The organism is Vibrio sp. ER1A (assembly GCF_000733315.1).
Taxonomy (GTDB): domain Bacteria; phylum Pseudomonadota; class Gammaproteobacteria; order Enterobacterales; family Vibrionaceae; genus Vibrio; species Vibrio mediterranei.
In genome coordinates this window covers 272,815-297,478 of the sequence record NZ_JPJA01000084.1, presented here as the reverse complement: position 1 = coordinate 297,478, position 24,664 = coordinate 272,815, and the positions used below count along the sequence as shown (strand labels likewise).

The following is a 24,664-nucleotide window of genomic DNA, read 5'->3' as shown; positions in this document are numbered from 1 at the left end:
ATATAACCCGTTGTGGGTATTTTAGTATTGATTTAGATCAAAATACAACAAAAAACATTAATGAAGTTATGGTTAATTTCTTGATTGAAGTCAATCAAACCTTTAAAAATGGTGCTTTAAAATGATATTTTAATAATTAAAAATTATTTTAATTTGCATTTTGTAGTAATAAAACAACAAAATTGCCTTAAGAAGCTTGCTATTTAGGTAAAATCAATGGCTTCCATAACCAAAACTGAAAGTATAAGATCGCTAAATAACAGTTCAAAAACTGTGAACTCGATCAGGTAGTCAATCATATGAAAAAATTTATTGGTGCACATGTCTCCGCCGCTGGTGGGGTTGATAATGTGCCACAAAGGGCAAATGAAATCGGCGCGAACGCATTTGCACTTTTTACTAAGAATCAGCGACAGTGGGTGGCAAAACCGTTGACCGAAGAGGTTATCCAACGATTTAAATCGGAATGCCAAAAGTACGGCTTCCGTGCGGAACAAATTCTTCCGCACGACTCTTATCTCATTAACTTAGGTGCGCCGGAGTTGGATAAACTTGAAAAGTCTCGAGCTGCTTTTATCGATGAGATGGAGCGGTGCCAGCAATTGGGGCTTACACTACTTAACTTTCATCCGGGAAGTCATTTAAAAAAGTTGTCTGAGAGTGATTGTTTAGACCGTATTGCCGAATCCATTAACTTAGCGCATCAAGAAGTACCGGATGTCATCGCGGTCATTGAAAACACCGCAGGTCAGGGCACTAACCTTGGCTGGCGCTTCGAACACTTAGCTCACATCATTGATAAGGTAGAAGATAAATCGAGGGTCGGCGTATGTCTTGATACCTGTCATACCTTTACAGCTGGCTACGACTTACGAACTAAAGAGGCATGCGAGCACACATTTTCAGAGTTTGACCGAATTGTTGGCATGCACTATTTGCGAGCCATGCACCTTAATGATTCAAAGATCCCATTGGGAGGTAAGGTCGATAGGCATCACTCGCTTGGTAAAGGAGAGATTGGATGGGCGTGCTTTGAGTACATCATGCAAGATCAACGATTTGATTCTATCCCACTGATTTTAGAAACAATAGAGCCCACTATTTGGCCTGATGAGATCCAACAATTGAGACATTTTTCAATAAATTGCTGATTTTTTCGTGTGCTACATGGCATTTTGGCATCTTTCTTTCATACTATGTTACATGCATGTTGCATAAATGTGTGATTCGATAAGGTAGGTGCCATTATGACTCGTCCAGTAACTCCTAGACCAAATGCTACGCGTTCTACTCGCTTTCCGACCCCAAACCGACATATTCATGGTCAAGGTCATTACCGAACGCCGCAAATAAAGCATCCTAATCATTGAGCGATAAATAATATAATAAGCACTGCCTCTGGCGAGGAAAAGTGCATGGCGACACGCCAAATTGACAGTAGTGGTGACCCTTCGTTGAGTGATAGACTACCTGAAGTATTCATCTTCAGGGACCCACAATGACAACACTCACATGGCACGACGTAATCGGTAATGAAAAGCAACAAGAGTACTTTCAACAGACCATGGCGTATGTTGAAGCACAGCGTACTCAAGGGAAGGCGATTTTCCCTCCTGCTCAAGATGTATTTAATGCGTTTCGATTTACTGAGTTCTCGGATGTGAATGTGGTGATGTTGGGGCAAGATCCCTATCATGGACCTAATCAGGCTCACGGACTTTGTTTTTCCGTCTTACCAGGCGTAAAGACACCACCTTCTTTGGTCAATATGTATAAAGAGCTCGCTCAAGATATTGAGGGGTTTGAGATACCTGCGCACGGTTATCTGAAGAGCTGGGCAGAGCAAGGTGTGTTGATGTTAAACACGGTGTTGACTGTGGAGCAAGGGCTGGCACATTCTCATGCTAAATTAGGTTGGGAGACATTTACTGACCGAGTTATAGAAGCTTTGAATCAGAACGGTGAAGGCATTGTCTTCCTGCTATGGGGTTCACATGCTCAAAAGAAAGGTAAGATGATAGACCGTAGTAAACATCACGTATTGACTGCGCCTCATCCTTCCCCACTGTCTGCTCACAGAGGCTTCTTCGGTAGCGGCCACTTTTCTAAAACAAATCAAATACTTCAAAGTATGGGTAAGCGACCTGTTGATTGGCAACCACGACTTGATTAAGCAATCTTAGTCAATTGGTGGTTTTTCGAGCACCCTCAAAACATGATCCTACTTTCTCTTATACACTTACAAAGAGTATGGAAAATTAGGGAGAAGGATCATGATGATCGAAAGGATTAGACGCGAGCATGGTTATATGGTGCGATTGCTCGCGATTTTAAATCGAAAATTGCACTTACTAGAAAAAGAGCAGCCAATTAACTACAGTATCGTCAAAGAGATTGTCGATTACTTAGCCAATCATTCTGAAAAAATACATCACCCCAAAGAAGACATTCTCTATCACTACTTTATTGAAAAATACGGTGCTCAAGAACAAGTAGAGAACCTTGAGACCGACCATCTAGATCTCTCAGAGAAGACGCATGCTTTTCTAGATGTTGTCGAGATGATTCTCCAAGACTCAGTGGTGCCTCAAGAAGTATTCATGGGGCGTTTATCGGAGTTTATTCAAGACCAAAAACGCCACCTTGATTTGGAAGAACAATCCGTACTGCCTTTGATCGAAAAACGGTTTACTACCCAAGATTGGCAAGTAGTGGAAAGCCAATGGACGGTGACTGAAGACGACCCGGTCTTTGGTGATACGATAGCTGACCGTTACAAACAGCTAGCTGCTCGCGTCAGGCAAAATGATGTCGAAAGTGTTTAGTTTTGACATTTGGAAATGAAAGAACAATAAAAAACCCAAGCTGAGCTTGGGTTTTTTATTGTTATCGAGGTTGACTCATTTGTTCTAAATACTGCAACCAGTCTGCGGTTTGTGTGGTTGGCTTTTCTCTATGCGCTGCTTGAGCTACCTTGGTCGCCTTGGCGTAATCTTTCAGGCCCACATAGGCTCTCACTTGCAGTAACAGTTTCTCTTGTTGATTAATGCCAGTGACTTTATTGAGCGAACTTAGCGCCTGATTGAATGCGCCTTGCTGAAGCTCCAACCTTGCCACCTCTTCATAGTACTTACCATTAAGCCTTGCTGCAGCTAGCCAAGCCGTTTGAGCGTTGGACCACTCACGAGCCATTTGCCAATGCCTTGCCTGCTTGATAATGGTGTCAATATCGCTCTCTTTAACTTGTAAATTGGCATAGGACTCAGCAGCCTTCTCGGGAATACCTTGCTGAGAATAAAGCTGAGCTTTGCTGACCTGAAGATTCTCTGGTAACTCAATACCAGCGCGTTCGGCGGATACTAAGGTTGCCAGTGCCAATTTGTACTGCCTAGTTTGCATATAGAGTGAGCTCAACTGCTGCCACCACATTAGGTTATCCGGCTGTAACGCCAATAACTTTTGTGTCGTCAAAATCGCACTCTTCAAGCGTTTTAACTGCATCTCACCCGTTAATTGCAAACTTAATGGCTGTAGCTTAGGGGTATTATCACGCCTGTGATATTCATTAATTGCCGCCAATAAAGGTTTCCATTGCTGCAATAAGTAATGAGTTCGCGCTTTATTGAGCCATACTCCGGTGATTTGGTCTTTGCTGATGTTGTTTGCTTCAGCGGTTTTGGTCAGCTGATTGAAGTGCACTAAGGCCTGTTCAGGTTTATCTTCAGAGAGTAAAAGTTCTGCCAGCATACGTTCCGTTTGCCAACCTTGTTCATCTTCGAATGCCCCCGTATTCACGGCTATTTGCAGCTGTTTAACGGCTTTGTCAGCTTGTTCAGCTTGCCAATAATAGATGCCTAGCATACGTGCCACATACGCTTTGTCGTAATTGGCACTCGGCTTCAGTCCTTCTAAAAGCTTAATGGCTTCGCTTAGTTTATCCTCTTGCTCCAGCTCATAGGCCTTGGAAACTTGCGTTGCTGTTCGCATACCAAGTTGCGGGGCAGCAGCTACGCTAGTGGTCACTAAGAGACTGCTCAGAGCTAGGGCGGAGATAACAAATAGACGCTTTATCATTGATTCAACTTAAACTCTAATTTGACGGTTTGGCCGATGCGCGGAGTCGCTTTGCCATTCACAATCATCGGTTGATATTTCCATTGTTTAAGCGCCACCATCGCCTCACGTTCAAACATTCGTCTTGGTTTTGCTTCTACCACTTGAACATCCGTCGGGCGACCACTTTCATCGATAGTAAAAGACATCACCACATAACCTTCGACATTACGCTGTAATGCGCGACGCGGATAGCGAGGCTCCTTACGGTGTAATGGCATGACCTGCTGGTTTTGACCTATATCTGGAACGGTTGGAGCATTGAGCGCCACGCCCGCCACTTGAGTTGAAATAGCGATGTTGGGTAGTTGCGGTGTACTTGGGGTTTGTACACTTGATACCTGTGAGCTTTGCTCTACCACAGCTGCCGAAGGCGGCGTTGAAGGCATTTTGGGTGGCTCAGGGAGCACACGTTGGCGCCTTGCTGTTTCACTATCTGGTTCCACCATAACTAAATCATAACTCAGCCTTGGCTTATCATCGGGCTTAGCTTTAGGCCCAATATCGATCATCCAACTCATAAAAGAGAACAGGGCAAAAGCTAACACGGCTGCAAGTGGGACACTAGCCAGTAGTCGAACCATTATGGGCTCTCCGTCGCCAATGCAATTTTAGTGACTCCTGCTCCTTTAGCGCTGTCCATCACTTCTACCACTGTGCCGTTGAAAGCGTGCTTGTCTGCCTGAATTACCATCGAAGCATTAGGTTGTTCTAACAACAGTTTCTCAATTGTTGCTTGCACACGTTCCACATCCACGCGACGTTTATCAATGTAGATATCGTTAGCAGAAGTAATGGCCACAAAGATCCCTGCATCTTTCTGGCTAACGGCGTGGCTTGCCTGTGGTCGATTAACATCTACGCCAGACTCACGAACGAACGAACTGGTGACAATAAAGAAGATCAACATGATAAATACAATATCGAGCATTGACGTCATATCGATATTGGCTTCTTCGGTCTGTTTTCTACGATGACCTAGTCTCATAGAGAGTCTCCTGAGTGAGTCACATTGGAAGATAAGTGACGTTCACTTCTAAGTAACTGTTCAAGTTGAAGTAGGCTTTTGCTACTCCATTTTTGAATACGTGAATAGGCGAGCATGCCCGAGAGTGCGGCGACCATGCCTGCCATAGTCGGAATCGTCGCCATTGAAATACCCGCTGCCATTAAGCGAGGCTGTGCGCTACCTTGAGCTGCCAGGGTGTCAAATACGGTGATCATACCGGTGACCGTTCCAAGCAGTCCCAGCATGGGACACAAGCTAAGTAGGCACTTCAGCAAGTTTAAGTTTTGCTTAAGCTTATTCTCTGCTTCACTTAGCATGGCATTGCGCTGTGACTGAGCGTACCAAGAGTAATGATCTTGGCGTGCTACCCATTTCTCAACCCAGCTTTTTTTCTCGGTAGGAAAGACCTTGGCGAAATAGATCACTCGTTCAAAGGCCACTAACCAAAAAATAAACACCACCGCGGCGAGCCACCATAATACTGGCCCACCTTGCGTCATAAACTGGTTCAGATGCTCGCTACCGGGTAGCCAACTGAATAGGTTATGCGGCATACGCTTCCTTATGCTCAACGGTTTGAACTTCGGCTTGCTCTGCAACAAGACCAACACTCTGACGTTCTAGGATATTGCGAATCGTTTCGGCCTTAGAACTCAGTAAGTTGTGAGCAAGAAGTAGTGGCATCGCAGTAATCAGACCGAGTACGGTTGTGACCAATGCCATAGAGATACCACCCGCCATGACGCGAGGCTCGGCATTACCAAACTGGGTAATAACTTGGAAGGTTTCGATCATACCGGTAACTGTACCTAACAGACCTAGCATTGGTGCCAGAGCTGCCAATAGCTTAAGCATGCTCAGACCACGTTCAAGGTGCTGTTGCTCATCCATAATGGACTCAAGCAGTCGTAGCTCAAGTGCTTCAACATGAAGCTGTTTCTCGCTGTTGTAGACGCTAAGAACACGACCTAGTGGGTTATCAGTAGGGGTGCTCGGTGATTTTAGTTGTTTGTTGATCTTTTGCTCAGTGGTAATTAGAACAGCTGCTCGATATAGAGCGATGATCATGCCTAGAGCAAAGAGCCCTGCAATGATCTTACCGACAATACCACCGTGTTCGAATCGCTCGGCTAAGGTCGGGTTATCCGCCAGCTGCTTGTAGATATCACCACGGCTTGGGTCGATAAGGGCGGCTGTTTGGCCTGTCACAATACCAGCAGCATCTGCTGAGGTCGGAACGTTTTTAGGAAGGCGAGGGAAATCACTGGCCAACTTGCCATCCCAATCAATAGGACCATGGTTCGACAGTAAAGCAAAGTTGCCTAAACGAACCGCATCGAGTTGGGTGATTTCACCGTTACCCGCAACAAAGGGAACTTGGACGTTGGCGTAGGTCGCGCTGGTGGCTATTTGGGCTTTATAAGCACGCCACAGTCCCGTCAGCTCCTGAATGGATGGCAATGTTTTCGCCGCGACGATACCATTGATGTCAGCGATTTGCTTAGCTTGCTCAGTATTGGCGACAGAATGATCGAGTTCCACTTGAAGCTCTTTGGCTGATTGTCTGACTACGCCAAACAGTTCACCTAAACTGCCTGTTTCTAAATGCAGCTTCTTTTGTTGCTCTGCTAAGGTACGTTCATTATCAGAAAATGCAGTGCTGAGCGATTCAATGCTTGCGTCCAGTTGAGCTTTACGTTTCTCGAGTTCAGCTTTACGGGCCGCTAGTTGCTGCTCTTGCTTCTTAAACTCAGCTTCACGGTTTGCATTGTGCTGACTCTCTTGTTGCTGAGCAGTTTTGGCTTTTGAAGTTAGACTCTCTGCGGCTAAAGAAGGTTGTGCTAATCCAAGGCTTAGCAGCGCAACCATAAGCGGAAATTTATGCAATGATAACGTACGCATTAGCTAGGATCCTGTGTTTGAGTCGCTGGGGTCAATGATACTGGAAGTTCAACAAGCGATGGAGACGCTTGCTTGTGAGCAATAGCAAAGGCTTTGTCAATCTGTGGGGCTAACGCACTATCAACGGCAACCCAGCGGTTTTGGTTGATATCCCATGACCAATATTGGTTTCTGTCTAGACTGCGAGCGACCAGAGAAAGGCGGCCTAAATAAAGCTGCTCAGCTTCAATGTCGTTGCCAACGTGGATAAGGCCTCGGTAACTGCCTAGCTTAATGCCATAGTCCATTTCAATCTGATACGCTTCTAAAATACGACGGTACTTTTCAGCATCACTGACATCAGCTTGAGGCATCAAAGCCTTCAACTCATCAAGTCTCGCTAGACGCGTATCAATTCGAATTGGTTTGTCCTGCTTAATATGTGCTTCAAGCCCTGCAAGCATTTGATACATCAATGGCACAACACCTTGGCGAGTTGCACTGATTTGCTCTAACTGAGTATCAATACTAGCCATCTCTTCTTCTTGATTAGCAACAACGGCTTGCAAGTGCTTTTCGTATACTTCTAAGTTCGCCACTTCTTGCTCAAGCATCGTGATATCAGACTTCAGTTCAAATGCTTTATCGCTACTTTTGTTGATGCGAGTTTGGCTTTGTGCACTTTGCGTGATGGTTTGCGCCTCGACATTTCGAGCACTATTAAGATCGTTGGCGGTCGCGAAGCTGCTTACGGACAGCAGTGGGAGCGAACACAAGGTCAGGCGAAGAGCCGTTTTGTTCATTTCAAGAGCCTTCTGCTTTCTAGTAGAAAGTACCAGTTATTTAGTTGAATTCGGGTTCCAAATGTCTGCTACTGATTTGCGGAGTTAACGCAGTGAATCGAGTCAGAAAGAATGGCATTAAACGAGTCGTGTTACCGTTTTCTTGTCTGCATTGGAAGCGCGGTTATTGTATTGCAACTGCGTGGAGAAATACAGTCTAAATGATATTGATATGAGTTATCATTTGTTATCTCTTAATCAATATCTTGTAACGAAATATCATCAGTTTTTGGTTAAGGATAAATAAATCATATAAATCAATATCTTTAATAATGTTATGTTATTTGTTTTGAGGACACCCTTGGCAATAATCACCGTCTGCACGTCGGTAATGCATGCAGCAGGCGCGTCGTTGGACGAAATATTCCCCGTCGATGGAGACATCTAGCCGTCCAAAGCGAGTAAGCGGCAATTCCAGAGCCTGTTGCCAATGCTGAAGTTCATGAGCAAAGGTAGGGTGCAGTTGTTCTTTGGTTAGTAGATTTACGCTAACCATATGATTGAGTCCGCGAAGCAACATTTCCATCACAGTGTCAGCAAGCAGCTTCTCTTGAGTGGCTGGGCTCATTCTGCATACGTCACTGAGTTGTCGCGCTAGATCGGCAATAAGTAATTTTAGCTCTTTGGCGGCAATGGCTAAGCGCTGATGTTGGTCGCCAAGTTGCCAATTGTGTTCAGCAAAATCAAACTGCCCAACAACACCATTATCAAGATTTACCGCTTGTTTCATTGTGCTGATTGGCGGTACGTGTTCGACATAATAAGTAGTGACTAAAGCGATGGTAATTGGCTGCCAAACTAACATGGTCCAAGTACGTGTTTGCCAGTAGACCGCACCAGCTTCGGGATAGTGTTGCTTCCAGTATTGATAAAGCGACTGTACTTCTTGGCGTGATGTTGAATTGGGTTCAATAACGTGTGCTCCCTCTGTCAGTTCAACTAACAGAGGGGATACTTGTTGTGAGACATGCGTCAACGCCTCAAGGCGTGACGCATGTTGATTAGCGAGTGAGGTTTGCATTAACCATTAAAAACCAAATTTCAACCTAGCAACGATGCGACGTTCGTCATTTGCCCAACAGTTTAATGAGTCATAGCATGTGTATGTTTCGTTATTGAACAAGTTGGTAACCGCAACGGATGCAGATGACCCTTTCATACTGCTTCCTAGTGTGCCTAGGTCATAACCTAAAGATAAGTCGACAACAGTGTATCCCGGAATAGTTCCAGAGTTAGCCGCGTCGAGCTGAGTTTCACCGATGTAGCGCACGCCACCACCAAGAATGGCACCGTCTAGCGCAGTTCCGTAGAAGTTATAGTTAGCCCATAAGTTGGCCATTTGATCTGGTACCCACACCGGTTTTTTACCAATTTGAGTCGGATCGGTATCTTCCGTAATTTCCACATTTTGGTAGGTATAGTTAGCCGCGAGATCTAAACGATCCGTCGCGTACCATTTACTTTCAACTTCGACCCCTTTAGAAACGCTTTCACCGACCTGTATTTGATGCTGCGGTAACGAGCCATTTGGATCTTTGACCAGTGCACCTTTCTTAGTGATATGGAACGCAGCAATATTTAGCATCTTGGTCATGTCGGCAGAGTTGTACTTCACACCCGTTTCCCATTGATGACCTGTGGATGGCTTGAAGGCATTACCGTCTTTATCCGTTCCTGCAACAGGCTCAAAGCTATCTGCGTAGTTGATGTATGGCGATATACCGTTGTCGAACTCGTACAAAGCACCAACACGATATGAGGTGTTATTTTGGTCTAGGGTAGTTGTCGCGCCTGTTGAGTTGGCTGTTGTATCGCTCTTGTAATTATCAAATCGAACGCCAGCGATCATAACAAGGCGGTTAAGGCGCATCTGATCTTGCAAATACAGACCCAGCTGTTTCGAATCGACTTGGTTGCCGTAATTCGTCGCACTGGCCATCTGCTTTTTGATCTCTTCTTCACTTAGTTGGTTGTTGTCAGGGTTATAGATATCAATGGTTGATGTGGCAACGTCAAAGTAGTCCACTTTTGAATCTAGTTGCTGATAATCCAAACCAATAAGCAAGTTGTGCATCAAGTTGCCAGTATTAAAATTACCGTTTACCTGCGCATCAGACACCCAACCTTTGGACTTTTCATCGGTTAGATAGGCGTTACGACTCAAGGTTCGACCGTCGGCAGCTAAACCAGTACCGTAGGTATTGTGCTGTAGAGCCGAGCCATCCATGTAGCGAGTATTTACTAATAAGGTCCAGTCATTACTGAATTCATGATTCAGTTTAACCCCGTAGAGACCAACTTCTTTTTCAAACTTGTTCCAGTTTTGATCGCCGGTGAAGAGATTTTTGCTGAGATCACCGTTTGGATTAGGCAGTACCGTTCCGTAGCCTGGCATAGAAGTATAAATGCCCGCTTTAGGGTCATTTTGATAGTAGGCATTAAAGTTAATCAGTGTTTTGTCACTGACGTTCCAATCGACAGAAGGTGCGATTAAGTAACGCTCTTCTTCGGAAGTATCTGCCATACCGTCTCTTTTTAGAGCTTTTCCTAAGAAACGGTAATTAAAGTTGCTATCGCCAATCTGGCCGCGAGAATCGATAGTGAACTCTTTGTGAGCGTGAGAACCACCCGCTACGCTAATGTCTGTAGCGCGCTCTTGTGTTGGTCTCTTGGCCACTAAGTTGACCATACCACCAGGAGGCATCGCTCCATAGAGCACGGATGTTGGACCTTTAAATACTTCGATTTGCTCAACAGCGAACGCGTCCACTTGAGGTTGAAGGTTCCATGCATTGTATTGGAGTTGGAGACCGTCGTAATAATTCTGGTAGTTGGTAAAACCGCGTATGTTAAATAGGTCCAGACGACCTACTGCGCCGCCACGCAGCTGAGTATGCACCCCTGGCGTATAACGTAGGGCCTCAGCAACGGAATTAACGCCGCGCAGATCGAGTGTTTCTCGATCAATGACTGAGATGCTTTGCGGTGTCTCTTCCGGCGTCAATGAAGTTTTAGTGGCAGTATTACGATAAGTCTTACCCAGTACTGTCATTTGCTCGTCGGTTTGAGGTGTTTGACTTGTCTGGTTATCTTCTGCAACTGAAAGTGTAGGCACGGCAATTAGCATGCTTACGGCCACTGCAATTGGGCTAAGTTTTGTTTTTAACATCATAGAAAAAGATTCTTAAAGAGTATGTAAATGTTATTGATAATTACTTTCATTTACAATTCTAAGGATTTTGATTCTGTGATACTTAACAATTTGGTGCAAGTTTTTTCTTGGAAACGATTTGTCGAAAGTACTGCTATAACGATTGAATAGGTAACCAAAACTCCATTTTAGCGTCTTGGCTTTCCAGTTGATAATCTCTTGGATAGCACTCGAGTTCAAATCCCTCCAGACCCATGTAACCGGAGCTTGGTAGCCAACTTTGCAGTACCCACTCGAGTGTTTTTGGAAACGCAGCGGCAGGCCCTACGTGGGTAATGACGGCATACATCTGTGCAGGGATGGTAATGTGTTCAAGTTGTGAAATTTGAGAAAATGCTGGGTTATCACTGGCCGCCCAATACACTAGCTGTGAGTTGGGCAATACTCGCACTGTATCGACAATTCCGTAATAGAAGTGATTTGGGGCTATCGAATGTTGCAGCGCGATTTGAGTAAAGGTGCCCCAAATATCGTGAACTTGCTGACTAAATTGTGGGTTCGCTGCATAGATGGAGTCGATGGGTCCATATACTCCCCAAAACTGAGTTTCTGGTTTGCTTTCTATTCGAACGACTTGTGTTGCGGCTTGATCAAGAGGCAATTCTGGACTCATGACTAGAGGTAGCCTGATACCATTAAGTTTGCCTACTAGGCGATATTGTCTTGGAGAGATGGCAAAAAGCTGCTTGAAGGCACGGCTAAAGCTCACTTCAGAATTAAAACCAAAATCGAGCGCAATGTCGGTGACCTTTTGGTCACTCTTTAAAAGTTGCTCTGCTGCGCGGCTGAGCTTTTGTTCTCGCACGTACTGGGCAAGGTTGTGATTGGTTTGCTCTTGAAACACACGTTGTAACTGCCAGCGAGACCAGCAGCTTATATCGGCAAGTTCAGTGACCGTAAGCGGTTTATCTAAATTCTGATGAATATAATCAACGATCTTTTCGACGCGATTTAGATGAATAGGTTTTCGCTTTGAGACCATAACCGAAGTCAATGTGGTTAAACATCGCACTATCTTGACACTTTTGTCACCGGAGGTCGAATACAACGTACTGTTCGAGAAAAAACAAAACCCTCTATAAAGAGGGTTTTGTATGTTATCACTCATGAAGTTTCAGGCTCTTCATAAGCGAAAATTCTTATTGAGATTGAATCAGTGGTGGTTTAGAGATCAACGTCATCAAGTGAGAAGTCGAGTCCGATATCCATATCGTTCAGTTCTTTTTGTAAGCGCTGTCTGTCTTTAATGGCTTCAATTTCTCGCCATTTCCTTTTTACCGGTTTAGAGCGTCCTGCGCGAGCACGTGGAGCACCTAGTTCCGCAATGTCATCCAGTTCAAAGCCTTCCATAAGCTACCTCTACTATTGTTATTCTCCTCACGGAGACCTTTTAGTACCACATTCCAAGGCAGACTAACTTTGATTTGTTTCTCATTTGTTTCGCAAGTATGAAGTTTTTATGCCATTTTGAATGCAACCTCACACTTTTTAGTAACTCATTTGTCTAAAAAACAACCGATTGAATCACATTATGAAAAAGAAATTGTTCAGTGAGATTGTTAATACCGTGTGCTGAGAAGGGAGTAGATAGCGAATCGTGTGCTACGAGAAAGGTTCTCATTGCGTGATAATGTCTAAAAAGTATTCCATTTGGTAAAACAACGTTCATCCGTTGCTATGTCTAGGCTTGTCCGCAAACAAGCGAATGCAAAGATGATTACTTGCTATGCTTATCTATTGTTAATAAAACAAGTCGAATTTGATAACGGTAAGTGACCAAGTTGCTTTGTAAAGTGTTAACTTTTCGTGATTTTATGGTGAAAAATAACAATAATATACCACTTGTTGCGTATTGATTTTTGCGCGCCATGACTGCAAAATCCGCCCGTCAAAAAATAAGCCGACTTGTGTGTCGTTCCCAATGGGTAAGAAATACAAGCTAAGTTGCAGTGAAAAACAGTGAAATTAACAAAACCACATGGATGGGATAACCACGCAATTTAGGACGCACTTGGATGTGCAGCTCGGTACTCTAACTTTAAGTGAGGTTTAAAGTGACAGACGTTATTAATCTAATGAATGATCTTCTTTGGGGATCGATTCTGGTTTACTTACTCGTAGGTGTGGGGATTTACTTTACAGTACGCCTAGGGTTTATTCAGTTCCGCCATTTTGGTCACATGTTCAGTGTGCTAAAGAACAGCCGCAAAGCAGACAGCGCTGGTATCTCTTCTTTCCAAGCTCTTTGTACCAGTCTTGCAGCACGTGTTGGCACCGGTAATATGGCAGGGGTTGCCGTTGCGCTAACCGCAGGTGGCCCAGGTGCAATCTTCTGGATGTGGCTCATTGCCATGCTAGGTATGGCGACATCATTTGCTGAAAGTACGCTTGCACAGTTATACAAAACCAAAGATGACGACGGCAACTACCGTGGCGGTCCTGCTTACTACATGGAAAAAGGTTTAGGCATGCGCTGGATGGGCGTGTTGTTCTCAATCTTCCTGATTATTGCTTTTGGTTTGGTATTTAATGCCGTACAAGCGAATGCTATTGCAAACGCAATGAACACGGCATTTGGCTTCGACCCTATGATTGTCGGCGTTGCCATTGTACTTATCTCTGCGTTCGTTATTTTCGGTGGTGTTCGCAAGATTGCTCGTACTGCTGAACTTATCGTTCCAATTATGGCGCTGGCTTATCTTGCGCTAGCGATTGTTGTAATGGTAATGAACCTTGAGAAAGTGCCAGAAGTTATTGCGTATATCTTCAAGAGTGCCTTTGGTCTACAAGAAGCCGCTGCTGGTGGTCTAGGCTACGCTATTGCACAAGCGATGATTCAAGGTATCAAGCGAGGTCTGTTCTCAAACGAAGCTGGTATGGGTTCTGCGCCTAATGCTGCAGCGTCTGCTACGCCTTATCCGCCACACCCTGCGTCACAAGGTTATGTGCAAATGCTTGGTGTGTTTACCGATACCATCGTAATTTGTAGTGCAACAGTAGCGATTATCCTGATGTCAGGAGAGTACGTGCCTCACGGAGAAGTGACAGGTATTGAACTGACTCAACGTGCATTGAGTTCACAAGTAGGTGAGTGGGGTGGCATTTTTGTTGCTGTAGCGATTTTCTTCTTCGCATTCACATCAATCATTGCTAACTACTCTTACGCAGAAACCAACCTTATCTTCCTAGAGCACAACCACAAAGCGGGTCTTGGCCTGTTCCGTATTATCGTACTAGGTATGGTGATGTTTGGCTCAGTGGCGACGCTGCCAATGGTGTGGGCTTTAGCGGATGTTTCGATGGGCTTGATGGCTATCGTTAACTTGATTGCGATTATCTTACTATCGGGCATCGTGATTAAGCTTGCTAAAGATTACAACAGACAGCTAAAAGCGGGCAAAGTGCCTACATTTGATGCTAACGACTACCCTGAGCTTAAGTCTCAACTTGAGGAAGGTATTTGGTATAGCAAAGAGACGGATAACAAGTAATCACTTTTACCTATCTCAAAAATAGATTAAGCCATGCACTATTTGATTGAAGAAAGTGCATGGCTTTTTTTATACTGGGTAAAACCATTATTAAAAAGAGTACAGTCATGCTTATCGTTGTTTCACCAGCAAAGACCTTAGATTACGAGTCACCACTCGCAACTGAACGATTCACTCAACCAGAACTTGTCGAGCAGTCAGCGGAGCTTATCGAAGTGTGCCGCAAGCTGACGCCTGCTGATGTATCAGCGTTGATGAAAGTCAGCGATAAGATCGCAGGGCTGAATGTGGCTCGATTTGAACAATGGTCTCCGACATTTACCACCGACAATGCCCGCCCTGCCATTCTGGCTTTCAAAGGTGATGTGTACACGGGCTTAGCCGCAGAGACGTTATCTGAAGATGATTTTGACTATGCACAGCAGCACCTGCGTATGTTGTCTGGTCTTTACGGTCTTTTAAAGCCATTAGACTTAATGCAGCCATATCGTCTAGAGATGGGAACCAAGCTCGCTAACGCACGTGGGACCAACCTTTATCAGTTCTGGGGCAATATTATTACTGATAAGCTGAATGAAGCTTTGAATGCGCAAGGTGATAATGTGTTGATCAATCTTGCCTCGAACGAATACTTTAAAGCGGTAAAGCCTAAGCAGTTAGACGGCAAAGTTATTACTCCGGTCTTTAAAGACTGTAAGAACGGTCAATATAAAGTGATCAGTTTCTACGCTAAAAAGGCGCGAGGCATGATGGCTCGTTATATCATTGACAACCGCATTGACTCTATTGAAAAACTCACCGCATTTGATGTGGCGGGTTACTACTTTGTTGAAGAAGAGTCGACGGCAACAGAGCTAGTTTTCAAGCGAGAAGAGCAGTAAGTTTCTTTTTCTGCCTCGCGTGATTACAGGTTACAACAATGAAAAAAGGCTCTAATGTTTCATCATTAGAGCCTTTTAGATTATTGAGAGAAAGTTAACTTACTTCTTCTTGCCATTTTTCTTTTTCACGGCTTTTTTCTTGTCTTCTTTCTTCTTCTTTTTCTTAAACACTGGCTTTTTGTGTGTAGGACGTAAGCCATCAATAAAGCGCTCTTTTATTAGCTCTTTAGTGTAACGACCTACACGATCCATCATTGGCTGGTCGTGAGCTTCCACAATAGAGATTGCTGTACCTTTTTTACCAGCACGTGCAGTACGGCCAATACGGTGCAGATAAACATCAGCACTGCGTGGTAGGTCGTAGTTGATCACGTGTGAAACGTCGGGAAGGTCAATACCACGAGCAGCAACATCAGTTGCCAGTAGGATATTCACGCTACCGTCACGGAAACGGCTGATCGCATTGTTGCGGCGATCTTGAGGCATTTCACCTTGAATCCATGAACATGGGATTTGTGCACTGTCTAGTTGCTGACGAAGTTCACCTAAGCGTTCACGGGTCTTTAAAAATACGATAGTACGCTGAGCTTGTTCAGTGAGTATATGCTTGAGCAATGCCAGTTTGTGCTCAGCATTGTCGGCACGGTGATACCACTGAGTGATTTTTTTGCGTTCACGCGTTGATGGCTCTGCAGAAATTTCAGCAGGAGCTTTCAGTAGATCGGCAGTAAAGCCTTCTACACCACGACCTTCCAATGTGGCAGAGAACAGTAATGTTTGCTTGCGCCATCGGCATTCAGCAGACAAGCGGTCTACGGTTGGTCCAAAACCAAGATCGAGCATGCGATCTGCTTCGTCCAATACCAACCATTCAATCGCGCGGCAATCGAAACGCTCTGATTCGATGTATTCCATCAGACGTCCTGGTGTCGCTACTACGATATCTTGGGTTTGAGCAAGCGTGTCAGCGTGAGTGTCGTAAGTCACGCCACCAGTAATGGTAGCAACTTTCAGACGGGTGTGTTTTGCCAGAGCTTTGGTGTGCTCAGCCACTTGCATCGCTAGCTCACGTGTTGGCGTTAAAACTAGAATACGCGCAGGGCCAGCTTTTTTGCGTGGAAAATCCAGCAGATATTGAATCGCTGGAATAGCAAAGGAAGCGGTTTTACCAGTCCCTGTTGGCGCTGAGGCTAAGATGTCTTTGGCATCAAGTGCTTGTGGGATAGCCTGTGCTTGGATCTCTGTAGGGCGGCTATAGCCCATTTCCTCTATCGCTTCTAAAAGGACAGGATCTAAATCTAATTCAGCGAAGGTTCTGATCACTATGGTGTCTCCACAAGACGTAAGTTAGCCCTGAGCAAAAAAACAGCAATCAGGGGAAAAGTAGGGCGGCTATTATACTCAAACAGAGCCAGAGCGCACTTACATTTTAAGGTAAAAGTCTTTGGTTAGGGCAATAAAGTCTTTGGAATAGCCCCCAGTCTCGGAATGAATGATCAAATGCTCTGTATTTAATGAGATTGCTTGTTTGCAAAGGGTAAATAGAAGTCGGTGACACGGCTTTTTTGTTGTCGAATGGATTTGGCAAATTCGGTTTAAATGCCAGCCTTTTTGTTGTGCGATATCAATAAACTGTTCGCCCTCTACTTTAGGCAGAACAAAACTGGCTTCGCCCTCGTCCGATAACAGATTAAAACAGGCATCGAGTAATTGATCGTGAGAGAGTGTATCAGTGTGGCGGGCTGTTGCTCGGTGCTGGTTCTTAGATTGCTTACCACTATTAAAATATGGTGGGTTGCAGATAATGCCACTAAATGACTCAGAAAATGGTGTAGTTAACACATCACTATGAAGAAGAGATACTCTTGAATGCCAAGGTGAGCGATTGATATTGATCTCGGCATCTTGAATCGCCACTGCATCGATATCGATAGAGGTGATTTGAGCGTCGCTATATCGCTGAGCAATCATTAAGGACAGTAAACCTGTCCCCGTTCCAATATCCAAAATATATGTTGAATCGCGGTATTGTGCCCACGCTCCTAATAACACTCCGTCGGTGCTCACTGGCATACCGGAATGACCATCGAGGATGGAGAACTGTTTGAACTGAAAACCTTTGGTTTTTGTTGTGCTAGAAGTCATGGTTTATTTTGTTAATCGTTTGCTTTTGAGTAAATATCACTATTGTTAAATAATTGAGTAGTGATATGTTCTGTCTGTGATCGACTTGTTTGAACTTTGGGTTAGTATAAATAATTGCTTATTTGTTTTAATCTAGAGAATCTAACTGCTTTTTTAAGGTCAAAGCAAATTAATGTAGTGTTTATTTCTACATCTATTGCTTATTGACTAGTGATTCGTCATCATGCCCGCCTTATTTTTACGGTAGAGCAAAGACTCTTCCGGCTAACACACAACATAACAAGTAAGGGCATATCTGTGAAACAGACGTTGAAAACAACAGATATTATAGCAGTCGGCTTTATGCTGTTTGCATTTTTCCTTGGCGCGGGAAACATCATCTTCCCTCCATTGGCAGGTCAATTAGCGGGTGATCATTTATTACCAGCAATGACTGGCTTCCTTCTCACTGCTGTAGGTCTTCCTCTTATTACCATTATTGCCGTTGCAGTGGCTGGGGGCTCATGGGAGCACTTGACTAAGGATCTTCCTAAACGAGCGGCAACATTGATTGCTGTACTTATCTTTATCATTATTGGCCCTGCATTTGCGGCGCCACGCACTGGCTTAGTGGCTTATGAAATGGCCGTTCGTCCATTCTTTGCTGACGCTGCTCAAATGCACCTGACTGTGTTCTCAATCCTGTTCTTTGCTATCGCCATGGCATTTGCTTGGTCTCAAGGCAAGTTGATTGATGTGATTGGTAAAGTGCTAACGCCTGTGCTGTTTGTTGGTTTGATTGTGTTGGCTGGCGCGGTATTCATTGATCCTCAAGGTGAAATGATTGCACCGGTAGGTGATTATCTTACTCAACCTCTGACTAAAGGTTTCCTAGAAGGTTATAACACCATGGATACGTTTGGTTCACTGATGTTCGGTATGTTGATCGTCGATGCGCTTCGCAAGAAAGGCATTACGGAACAAGCGGCAACGACTAAGTATTTAATCAGCTCAGCGCTTATTGCTGCGGCTGGTCTGGCGTTTGTTTATATCTCTCTATTCTACTTAGGCGCGACCAGTGCGACAGTGGCAGCAGGGGCTGACAACGGCGGTGCGATTCTAAGTCAATATGTTCAAGCGCTATTTGGTCCATACGGTCAAATCGTGTTATCAGTAATTGTATTACTGGCTTGTTTAACAACAGCAATTGGCCTGATCTCTGCGTGTTCTGATTACTTCAGCTCACTCACGTCTATCAGCTATCACAAGTGGGTCATCATTATCGGCGTTGCTTGTGCAACCGTGGCGAACATCGGCCTAGCTCAGCTTATTTCGCTGTCTGTACCGGTTCTGTTTGCACTTTACCCAGTAGCTATTGCATTGGTTGCCTTGACGTTTGCACGCAAGAAACTAGCAAACCCTAAACTGGCGTATCGTGTGGTGGTACTTGTTGCACTGACCTTCGCACTGATTGATGCTGCAAAAGTATCGGGTATCGATGTATCGTTCTTCAACGTGCTACCACTGTTTAGTGTTGGTATGGGTTGGGTAATGCCAACATTTGCAGCTATTATCTGTATGTGTTTTATTGGTCGAAATGATCAAGAATTCACGCAAGAAACAGCGTAGTTTACTGATTGATTACAAAAATGGCGCTTCTTATGAAGCGCCATTTTTTATGCGTGAGAATGTACAAGGTAGGACTTACAGCAGCGCTTGGTATTCCACTAAGATCTGTTCACACCAAGTTGCAATACGTTCGTCACTGAGTTCGTATTGAGAGTCTTCATCTAATGCTAAACCAACAAACTGGCTGCCATCTTCCGTTAAAGCTTTTGACGCATCAAATTCGTACCCAACATTAGGCCAGTAGCCAACGAATTTCGCTCCAGTGACCTTTAGTTCATCGTGAAGCATGCCCATTGCATCAAGGTACCATTCACCATAGCCTTCTTGATCGCCAAGACCGAATAGGGCAACCACTTTTCCTTGCAGTGATACGCCAGAAACTTGATCCCAAATCGCGCCCCAGTCTTCTTGAATTTCACCAAAGTCCCAAGTCGAAATACCAAGAATTAACAGGTCATAGTCACTCATATGAGAAATAGGCGTATCTTTTACGTTGAAAATGTCGACGATGTCTGGACCTATAATCTCGCGAATTTTCTCCGACGCCATTTCGGTATAGCAGGTTGACGAACCGTAAAACAAACCTATTTTCATCATTCTTTCTTGCTGTCGTTCTATATGATTCGAGATTCTACCCTTAATCTGACCATCTTTGCAGCGCTTATTCATCTTCTATAGGTTTTTTATGGCATTATCGTTTCTTCTCGCATACTCTGTTGAAAGTACTGTATAAACATCCAAGAGGTGGTTGTGAGCGACGTAAATATCCAAGATCAAGGCTTAGTGGAGCAATTTTTAGACTCCATGTGGATGGAGCGAGGGTTGTCTGAGAATACCCTTTCTTCGTATCGCAATGATCTCTTTAAGCTATTGAAATGGATGAATGAGCACAATTACCGACTAGACTTTATTAGCCTGTCGGGATTGCAGGAGTATCAAACGTGGTTAATGGATCAGAATTATCAGCAGAGCTCACGGGCACGAATGCTCTCTGCTATTCGTCGTTTGTTTCAATACCTTCATCGTGAAAAGCTGCGCTCCGACGACCCAACGGCACTATTGGTGAGCCCTAAGTTACCCAAACGATTACCGAAAGATTTGACGGAAGATCAGGTGACCGCTTTATTGGAAGCGCCAGATCCTAATGACCCCATTGAGCTTCGTGATAAAGCGATGCTGGAGTTGTTGTATGCTACGGGGCTACGTGTGACTGAACTGGTTAGTCTAACCATGGAAAACATCAGTTTGCGTCAAGGCGTGGTACGAGTGATTGGTAAGGGCAATAAAGAGCGCTTGGTGCCAATGGGTGAAAATGCGATTGATTGGATCAGCGAGTTTATTGAAAAAGGGCGTCCGGCCTTACTCGGAGATAAAACCTCTGACGTCGTATTCCCAAGTAAACGTGCAAGGCAAATGACCCGGCAAACCTTTTGGCACCGTATTAAGTTCTACGCCGTATTGGCAGATATTGATACCGAATTGCTTTCACCGCATGTTCTTCGCCACGCTTTCGCGACGCACTTATTGAACTATGGCGCTGATCTTCGTGTCGTACAGATGTTGCTAGGGCATAGTGACTTATCGACCACACAAATTTATACTCACGTAGCAACAGAACGATTGAAAAATATTCATAGCCAGCATCATCCAAGGGCTTAACTTAACGTTTTTTATACAAAGGTGATTTTAATGAGCGTAATGCGCCGTTTGACTCTACTTACTCTTCCACTTTTTGTAACTGCTTGCGGTGCGGAAGAAACACAAGCGACTCCTCAGAAAGCGGAAACGATGGCGGTTGCTGCCGTGCAGGCTGATGAGGCTGCTATTAAGGCTCGATTTGCCAAGATCGGTATTGAAGTTGATGAGATTGTTGCTTCAGACATTAATGGTTTGGTTGAAATACGCACTGCTGGAGGTGTTCTGTTTGCTTCGCCAAACGGCGAGCACTTTATTGCTGGGACACTGTACTCTTTGGATGAAAACGGTAACTACAAAGACGTCATTGCTGAGCGTCAGGCTCCAATCAATGCAGAAAAAATCGCGCAGTTTAGCGATAGCATGATTGAGTACAAAGCCAAAGACGAAAAATACGTTGTGACCATCTTTACTGATATTACTTGCGGCTACTGCGTTCGTCTCCACAGTCAAATGCAGGGTTATAACGATCTAGGTATCACAGTACGTTATCTTGCTTATCCGCGCCAAGGCGCAACAGGTCCAGTAGCAGAGCAAATGGCGAAAATCTGGTGTTCAGAAGACCCTGCAGCGGCAATGCATGATGCTAAAGTCAACCGTCAAGAGCCTCAGTTTGATGGCGACCTAAAACAGTGCAAAGAAACAATAGCTAAACATTACAACTTAGGGCGTGAGCTAGGCATTAGCGGTACACCTGCTATTTTCCTACCAAACGGTGAAATGGTTGGTGGTTACTTACCACCAGCTGACCTTCTTAAGCGCCTAGAGCAAATCAAATAATTATTAGGATAAGGGCTCGATAATACGAGCCCATTTTTGTTTATGATAGAAATTCAACGTCGTCCTGAAGTCGATATTTCCGCTTTACCTGATTCCATTCCTCCGCTGCTAAGACGCCTGTATTTATCGCGAGGTGTTACCGATATTGCTCAGCTAGAAAAAACAGCACGCGGCCTTATTTCATACCAACAATTGGCTGGTATCGATGCAGCTGTTGCTTTGCTGTTTGAAGCGATTAAGCAACAAAAACGCATCATCGTTGTGGGTGATTTTGATGCCGATGGCGCGACGAGCTCCGCGTTATCAGTTCTAGCTCTGCGAATGCTAGGCAGTCGAAATGTCGATTATTTGGTGCCAAACCGCTTTGAAGATGGCTATGGTTTAAGCCCTGAAGTAGTGGACCAAGCAATCGAAATTGGCGCAGAAGTGATCATGACCGTTGATAATGGTGTGTCTTCGATTTCTGGCGTGCAATACGCTAAAGACAATGGCTTACAAGTGTTGGTCACCGACCACCATTTACCGGGTGCAGAACTTCCCAATGTGGATGCCATGGTGAATCCAAACCTTAATGAATGCGGCTTTCCTTCTAAGGCATTAGCTGGTGTTGGCGTGGCATTTTACCTCATGATGGCGCTTTGCGTGTTCATGCGTAAACAAGGTTGGTTTGCCAAGCAAGGTATGGCGGAACCTAAGCTCATGGAGCTCATTGATTTAGTTGCGCTTGGTACAGTCGCAGACGTAGTACCATTGGATGAAAATAACCGAATTTTGGTGCATCAAGGTTTGCAGCGTATTCGTGCTGGTAAGGCTCGTCCCGGTATACAAGCGTTAATTGAAATCGCCAAACGCGATGCGCGTAAATTGGTGGCATCAGACTTTGGTTTTGCGTTAGGGCCAAGAATTAATGCCGCAGGACGACTTGATGATATGTCGTTTGGCGTTGAATTGCTGATGTCCGATAACATTCATGCAGCACGACGTATGGCGAGTGAACTTGATGGTTTGAACCAAACTCGTAAAGACATTGAAGAAGGTATGAAGCAAGAGGCGCTGGCGTTTTGTGAGCGTTTGCAAATCAGTGATAAATCCGAGCTTCCTTACGGTTTAGCACTGTTTCTGCGAGATTGGCACCAAGGCGTTATTGGAATTCTAGCATCTCGAATTAAAGATAAATTTCATCGACCTGTTATTGCGTTTGCTGATGGCGGAGAAGGAACCATCAAAGGCTCTTGCCGTTCCATCCAAGGACTACATATGCGAGACGCTTTGGATCGAATCGATACGCAAAATCCGGGAATTATCTTGAAGTTTGGTGGGCACGCGATGGCGGCCGGTCTGACTATCATGGAGAAAGACTACGAACGTTTCAGTAAGTTGTTCGATGAAGTGGTTCGTGCTGAGTTAGGGGATACCGCACTAAAAGGCATTATTTTGTCTGATGGCGAGTTAACACCTGAAGAGTTTTCTATGCACACGGCGGAGCAGCTTCGTGCCGGTGGACCTTGGGGTCAAGCGTTCCCCGATCCGCTGTTTGATGGTGAATTTAAAGTGCTCCATCAAAAGCTGGTGGGCGAAAAACACCTAAAACTGATGGTTGAGCCAATGCACAAAGGGTTTGGCACTAATATTATGTTGGATGCAATAGCCTTCAACGTAGATTTACGCCGTTGGCCAGATGCTTCAGTGAAAACGGTTACGTTGGCATATAAATTGGACATTAACGAATTTCGCGGAAACCAATCGTTACAGTTGATGGTAGACCATATAGAACCTCGATAGAGCTGGATATTTTAGGTCAAGGAAGTTCGATATTTTTCTGTATCTTCGTCACATTTTTGAGTAGAATTCTTCGGTTAAATTCTACTCATAAATGCTGAGCAAATATGTTTGAAATCAATCCAATTAAAAACCGCCTACAGGATGTGACCGAGCGCACTAATATCCTGAGGGGGTATCTTTGACTATGACGCCAAGAAAGAGCGCCTAGAAGAAGTTAATGCAGAACTAGAGCAACCGGATGTATGGAATGAACCTGAGCGTGCTCAAGCGCTAGGTAAAGAGCGTGCATCACTTGAAGCTGTCGTGGAGACTATCGACCAACTTGACCAAGGTGTTGAGGATGTTGATGGCCTTCTAGAGCTTGCGGTTGAAGAAGAAGACCAAGAAACCTTCGACGAAATTGAACCTGAACTTGCTGAACTGGAAGCTAAGTTGGCTAAGCTTGAGTTCCGTCGTATGTTCTCGGGCGACCATGACGCATCAGATTGCTATATCGACTTGCAATCTGGTTCTGGTGGCACGGAAGCACAAGACTGGACCAACATGATGCTGCGCATGTACTTGCGTTGGGCTGAAGCGAAAGGCTTCAAGACCGAAGTGATTGAAGTATCTGAAGGTGAAGTCGCAGGTCTAAAAGGCGCAACAGTAAAGATCTCTGGTGAGTACGCTTATGGCTGGCTTCGCACTGAAACAGGTGTACACCGTTTAGTTCGTAAATCACCTTTTGATTCTAGTGGTCGTCGTCATACTTCATTTGCCTCTGCATTTGTCTATCCTGAGATTGATGACAACATTCAAATCGATATTAACCCTTCTGATCTTCGTATTGACGTATACCGCGCTTCGGGCGCAGGTGGTCAGCACGTCAACACGACAGAATCTGCGGTACGTATTACTCACGTTCCAACCAATATCGTAGTGCAGTGTCAGAATGACCGTTCTCAGCACAAGAACAAAGACCAGGCGATGAAACAGCTTCGCGCAAAACTGTTCGAATTTGAACTTCAAAAGCAAAATGCTGAGAAGCAAGCGAACGAAGATGCGAAATCTGACATCGGCTGGGGTAGCCAAATTCGTTCGTACGTTTTAGATGACTCGCGCATCAAAGACTTACGTACAGGTGTCGAAAATCGTAACACTCAAGCAGTACTTGATGGCGATCTAGACAAGTTTATCGAAGCTAGCCTTAAATCAGGCCTTTAAGCTTTTCACCAATTTAAAACGGG

At 44.7% G+C, this 24,664-nt stretch carries 23 protein-coding genes; 10 read left to right on the top strand and 13 right to left on the bottom strand.

The genetic code is table 11. The features are described from left to right. Positions 1 to 299: 299 nt before the first annotated feature. From nfo to HW45_RS06230, 3 genes are all read left to right on the top strand, one after another. On the top strand, positions 300 to 1,151 hold the full coding sequence (gene nfo, locus HW45_RS06240) for a deoxyribonuclease IV (RefSeq protein WP_038225560.1): 852 nt from the start codon (positions 300 to 302) through the stop codon (positions 1,149 to 1,151). Positions 1,152 to 1,498: 347 nt separating this feature from the next. Continuing rightward, positions 1,499 to 2,173: a uracil-DNA glycosylase gene (ung, locus tag HW45_RS06235; RefSeq protein WP_038225559.1), complete on the top strand. Its 675-nt coding sequence runs from the start codon at positions 1,499 to 1,501 to the stop codon at positions 2,171 to 2,173. 100 nt (positions 2,174 to 2,273) lie between these two features. Further along, positions 2,274 to 2,825: a hemerythrin domain-containing protein gene (locus HW45_RS06230; protein ID WP_006075429.1), complete on the top strand. Its 552-nt coding sequence runs from the start codon at positions 2,274 to 2,276 to the stop codon at positions 2,823 to 2,825. A 61-nt stretch (positions 2,826 to 2,886) separates the two neighbouring features. Here HW45_RS06230 and HW45_RS06225 read toward each other — a convergent pair whose 3' ends face one another. The 10 genes from HW45_RS06225 to HW45_RS06180 form a co-directional block, all read right to left on the bottom strand. Continuing rightward, complete coding sequence (locus tag HW45_RS06225) at positions 2,887 to 4,074, bottom strand: tetratricopeptide repeat protein (RefSeq protein WP_038225558.1); 1,188 nt, start codon at positions 4,072 to 4,074, stop codon at positions 2,887 to 2,889. Beyond that, a complete protein-coding gene (locus HW45_RS06220; protein WP_038225557.1) occupies positions 4,071 to 4,697 on the bottom strand; it encodes an energy transducer TonB in 627 nt (208 codons plus the stop codon). The genes HW45_RS06225 and HW45_RS06220 overlap by 4 nt, the downstream gene beginning before the upstream one ends. Beyond that, positions 4,697 to 5,101 carry an ExbD/TolR family protein gene (locus HW45_RS06215; protein WP_006075432.1) on the bottom strand — a complete coding sequence of 135 codons (405 nt, stop codon included), beginning with the start codon at positions 5,099 to 5,101 and terminating at the stop codon, positions 4,697 to 4,699. The genes HW45_RS06220 and HW45_RS06215 overlap by 1 nt, the downstream gene beginning before the upstream one ends. Next, positions 5,098 to 5,676: a MotA/TolQ/ExbB proton channel family protein gene (locus HW45_RS06210; RefSeq protein ID WP_038225556.1), complete on the bottom strand. Its 579-nt coding sequence runs from the start codon at positions 5,674 to 5,676 to the stop codon at positions 5,098 to 5,100. Before HW45_RS06210 ends, HW45_RS06215 begins: the two co-directional genes overlap by 4 nt. Then, the gene (locus HW45_RS06205) at positions 5,666 to 7,024 is read right to left on the bottom strand and encodes a MotA/TolQ/ExbB proton channel family protein (RefSeq protein WP_051867827.1); all 1,359 of its coding nucleotides are present in this window, start codon (positions 7,022 to 7,024) and stop codon (positions 5,666 to 5,668) included. The genes HW45_RS06210 and HW45_RS06205 overlap by 11 nt, the downstream gene beginning before the upstream one ends. After that, positions 7,024 to 7,806, bottom strand: coding sequence for a DUF3450 domain-containing protein (locus tag HW45_RS06200; RefSeq protein ID WP_038225555.1), 783 nt, complete (start codon positions 7,804 to 7,806; stop codon positions 7,024 to 7,026). Before HW45_RS06200 ends, HW45_RS06205 begins: the two co-directional genes overlap by 1 nt. A gap of 319 nt (positions 7,807 to 8,125) precedes the next feature. Continuing rightward, positions 8,126 to 8,866 (bottom strand): siderophore ferric iron reductase, encoded by a 741-nt coding sequence (locus HW45_RS06195; protein ID WP_038225553.1) that lies wholly within the window; start codon positions 8,864 to 8,866, stop codon positions 8,126 to 8,128. Positions 8,867 to 8,872: 6 nt separating this feature from the next. Continuing rightward, positions 8,873 to 11,017 (bottom strand): TonB-dependent siderophore receptor, encoded by a 2,145-nt coding sequence (locus tag HW45_RS06190; RefSeq protein WP_198557327.1) that lies wholly within the window; start codon positions 11,015 to 11,017, stop codon positions 8,873 to 8,875. Between the two features lie 133 nt (positions 11,018 to 11,150). Then, positions 11,151 to 12,068 (bottom strand): helix-turn-helix domain-containing protein, encoded by a 918-nt coding sequence (locus tag HW45_RS06185; RefSeq protein ID WP_160171205.1) that lies wholly within the window; start codon positions 12,066 to 12,068, stop codon positions 11,151 to 11,153. Positions 12,069 to 12,220: 152 nt separating this feature from the next. Beyond that, positions 12,221 to 12,406 (bottom strand): DUF3545 family protein, encoded by a 186-nt coding sequence (locus HW45_RS06180; RefSeq protein ID WP_006075440.1) that lies wholly within the window; start codon positions 12,404 to 12,406, stop codon positions 12,221 to 12,223. Positions 12,407 to 13,110: 704 nt separating this feature from the next. Between HW45_RS06180 and HW45_RS06175 the strand changes: the two genes are divergently transcribed. Together HW45_RS06175 and yaaA are read left to right on the top strand one after the other, a co-directional pair. After that, positions 13,111 to 14,547, top strand: coding sequence for an alanine/glycine:cation symporter family protein (locus HW45_RS06175; protein ID WP_038225549.1), 1,437 nt, complete (start codon positions 13,111 to 13,113; stop codon positions 14,545 to 14,547). 107 nt (positions 14,548 to 14,654) lie between these two features. Next, entirely contained in the window at positions 14,655 to 15,428 is a 774-nt protein-coding gene (gene yaaA, locus HW45_RS06170; protein ID WP_038225586.1) for a peroxide stress protein YaaA, read from the top strand. A gap of 99 nt (positions 15,429 to 15,527) precedes the next feature. On the opposite strand, the gene srmB is transcribed toward yaaA, so the two are convergent. Beyond that, positions 15,528 to 16,751: an ATP-dependent RNA helicase SrmB gene (srmB, locus tag HW45_RS06165; protein WP_006075412.1), complete on the bottom strand. Its 1,224-nt coding sequence runs from the start codon at positions 16,749 to 16,751 to the stop codon at positions 15,528 to 15,530. Between the two features lie 99 nt (positions 16,752 to 16,850). Continuing rightward, positions 16,851 to 17,573, bottom strand: a complete 723-nt coding sequence (locus HW45_RS06160) for a tRNA1(Val) (adenine(37)-N6)-methyltransferase (protein ID WP_038225547.1) — start codon at positions 17,571 to 17,573, stop codon at positions 16,851 to 16,853. Between the two features lie 297 nt (positions 17,574 to 17,870). Between HW45_RS06160 and brnQ the strand changes: the two genes are divergently transcribed. Beyond that, positions 17,871 to 19,181, top strand: coding sequence for a branched-chain amino acid transport system II carrier protein (gene brnQ / locus HW45_RS06155; protein WP_006075410.1), 1,311 nt, complete (start codon positions 17,871 to 17,873; stop codon positions 19,179 to 19,181). A 75-nt stretch (positions 19,182 to 19,256) separates the two neighbouring features. Here the strand turns inward: brnQ and fldB are convergent, their stop codons facing one another. Then, complete coding sequence (gene fldB / locus HW45_RS06150) at positions 19,257 to 19,775, bottom strand: flavodoxin FldB (protein WP_038225584.1); 519 nt, start codon at positions 19,773 to 19,775, stop codon at positions 19,257 to 19,259. A gap of 150 nt (positions 19,776 to 19,925) precedes the next feature. Here fldB and xerD point away from each other — a divergent pair, with 150 nt between their 5' ends. The 4 genes from xerD to prfB all read left to right on the top strand — a co-directional run bounded on the left by xerD (position 19,926) and on the right by prfB (position 24,641). Then, on the top strand, positions 19,926 to 20,840 hold the full coding sequence (xerD, locus tag HW45_RS06145; protein WP_006075408.1) for a site-specific tyrosine recombinase XerD: 915 nt from the start codon (positions 19,926 to 19,928) through the stop codon (positions 20,838 to 20,840). 30 nt (positions 20,841 to 20,870) lie between these two features. Next, a complete protein-coding gene (dsbC, locus tag HW45_RS06140; protein WP_038225545.1) occupies positions 20,871 to 21,656 on the top strand; it encodes a bifunctional protein-disulfide isomerase/oxidoreductase DsbC in 786 nt (261 codons plus the stop codon). Between the two features lie 42 nt (positions 21,657 to 21,698). After that, positions 21,699 to 23,438, top strand: coding sequence for a single-stranded-DNA-specific exonuclease RecJ (recJ, locus tag HW45_RS06135; RefSeq protein WP_038225543.1), 1,740 nt, complete (start codon positions 21,699 to 21,701; stop codon positions 23,436 to 23,438). Between the two features lie 104 nt (positions 23,439 to 23,542). Further along, positions 23,543 to 24,641 (top strand): peptide chain release factor 2 gene (gene prfB / locus HW45_RS06130; protein ID WP_096441785.1). Its coding sequence is split into 2 segments (ribosomal slippage): positions 23,543 to 23,617 and positions 23,619 to 24,641, totalling 1,098 coding nucleotides; the frame shifts between segments, so codons are not numbered across the junction. Positions 24,642 to 24,664 lie beyond the last annotated feature (23 nt).

Coding starts and splice junctions, on each gene's coding strand:
- nfo (WP_038225560.1), top strand. CDS start 300: ATGAAAAAATTTATTGGTGCACATGTCTCCGCCGCTGGTGGGGTTGAT.
- ung (WP_038225559.1), top strand. CDS start 1,499: ATGACAACACTCACATGGCACGACGTAATCGGTAATGAAAAGCAACAA.
- HW45_RS06230 (WP_006075429.1), top strand. CDS start 2,274: ATGATGATCGAAAGGATTAGACGCGAGCATGGTTATATGGTGCGATTG.
- HW45_RS06225 (WP_038225558.1), bottom strand. CDS start 4,074: ATGATAAAGCGTCTATTTGTTATCTCCGCCCTAGCTCTGAGCAGTCTC.
- HW45_RS06220 (WP_038225557.1), bottom strand. CDS start 4,697: ATGGTTCGACTACTGGCTAGTGTCCCACTTGCAGCCGTGTTAGCTTTT.
- HW45_RS06215 (WP_006075432.1), bottom strand. CDS start 5,101: ATGAGACTAGGTCATCGTAGAAAACAGACCGAAGAAGCCAATATCGAT.
- HW45_RS06210 (WP_038225556.1), bottom strand. CDS start 5,676: ATGCCGCATAACCTATTCAGTTGGCTACCCGGTAGCGAGCATCTGAAC.
- HW45_RS06205 (WP_051867827.1), bottom strand. CDS start 7,024: ATGCGTACGTTATCATTGCATAAATTTCCGCTTATGGTTGCGCTGCTA.
- HW45_RS06200 (WP_038225555.1), bottom strand. CDS start 7,806: ATGAACAAAACGGCTCTTCGCCTGACCTTGTGTTCGCTCCCACTGCTG.
- HW45_RS06195 (WP_038225553.1), bottom strand. CDS start 8,866: ATGCAAACCTCACTCGCTAATCAACATGCGTCACGCCTTGAGGCGTTG.
- HW45_RS06190 (WP_198557327.1), bottom strand. CDS start 11,017: ATGATGTTAAAAACAAAACTTAGCCCAATTGCAGTGGCCGTAAGCATG.
- HW45_RS06180 (WP_006075440.1), bottom strand. CDS start 12,406: ATGGAAGGCTTTGAACTGGATGACATTGCGGAACTAGGTGCTCCACGT.
- yaaA (WP_038225586.1), top strand. CDS start 14,655: ATGCTTATCGTTGTTTCACCAGCAAAGACCTTAGATTACGAGTCACCA.
- HW45_RS06160 (WP_038225547.1), bottom strand. CDS start 17,573: ATGACTTCTAGCACAACAAAAACCAAAGGTTTTCAGTTCAAACAGTTC.
- fldB (WP_038225584.1), bottom strand. CDS start 19,775: ATGAAAATAGGTTTGTTTTACGGTTCGTCAACCTGCTATACCGAAATG.
- dsbC (WP_038225545.1), top strand. CDS start 20,871: ATGAGCGTAATGCGCCGTTTGACTCTACTTACTCTTCCACTTTTTGTA.
- recJ (WP_038225543.1), top strand. CDS start 21,699: ATGATAGAAATTCAACGTCGTCCTGAAGTCGATATTTCCGCTTTACCT.